Below are 776 nucleotides of genomic sequence, written 5' to 3' on the forward strand. Positions count from 1 at the left end.
GACGGGCCGCCCCCCGATGCCCGCCGACGTCCGAACCTGGAAGGAGGTGCGGGTCCCGCCGCCGTCCTCACCGAGGCGGTACGCCCGAACGGGATGACCGAACACCCCGCGCTCGACGCCGCGCGACTGCACTGCCGGTCGCTCCAGGAGGCCCTGGACGGCCTCCGCCTGCACGGACTGCCACGGATCGCCGACTGGGGCGGCCGGCTCGCCCCCGTCCTCACCGACGGCGGACGGCTGCTGGCCGCCGGCAACGGCGGCAGCGACGCCCAGGCCCAGCATCTGACCGCCGAACTGGTCGGACGGTACCGCCAGGAGCGGCGCGCCTACTCGGCGCTCGCCCTGCACGCGGAGACCTCCAGCGTCACCGCCATCGGCAACGACTACGGCTTCGACCAGGTGTACGCCCGCCAGGTGATCGCCCACGGACGTCCCGGCGACGTCCTGGTGCTGCTGTCCACCTCGGGGCGCAGCCCCAATCTGATCGCGGCGGCCGTGGCGGCCCGGCGGGCCGGGCTGCGGGTGTGGGCGCTCACCGGGCCCGGCCCGAACCCGCTGGTGGAGGCCGCCCACGAGGCGCTGTGCGTGGAGGCGGGCAGCACCGCGACCGTCCAGGAGGCGCATCTCGTCGCCGTACACCTGCTCTGCGAGTCGTTCGACGCCGCCGTGCTGTCCGCGCCCTTCGCGCGGCGTGCGGCGGCCGTGCCGGGGAGGATGTCGTGACCGCACCCAAGCCCGTCGTCGTGGTGGGGGACGTGCTGCTCGACGAGGACATC

The 776-nt window shown here is 75.3% G+C and carries 1 protein-coding gene; it reads left to right on the forward strand.

What is annotated here, in order from left to right:
* Positions 1–93 precede the first annotated feature (93 nt).
* Positions 94–723, forward strand: coding sequence for an SIS domain-containing protein (locus B9S61_RS01560; protein WP_103540568.1), 630 nt, complete (start codon positions 94–96; stop codon positions 721–723).
* The last annotated feature ends 53 nt before the right edge of the window (positions 724–776 follow it).

The sequence above is a fragment of the Streptomyces sp. SM1 genome, from assembly GCF_002910825.1.
Taxonomy (GTDB): domain Bacteria; phylum Actinomycetota; class Actinomycetes; order Streptomycetales; family Streptomycetaceae; genus Streptomyces; species Streptomyces okerensis.

What these genes read in the sequence shown, in the direction of transcription:
- B9S61_RS01560 (WP_103540568.1), top strand. Translation starts at nt 94, where the DNA reads ATGACCGAACACCCCGCGCTCGACGCCGCGCGACTGCACTGCCGGTCG.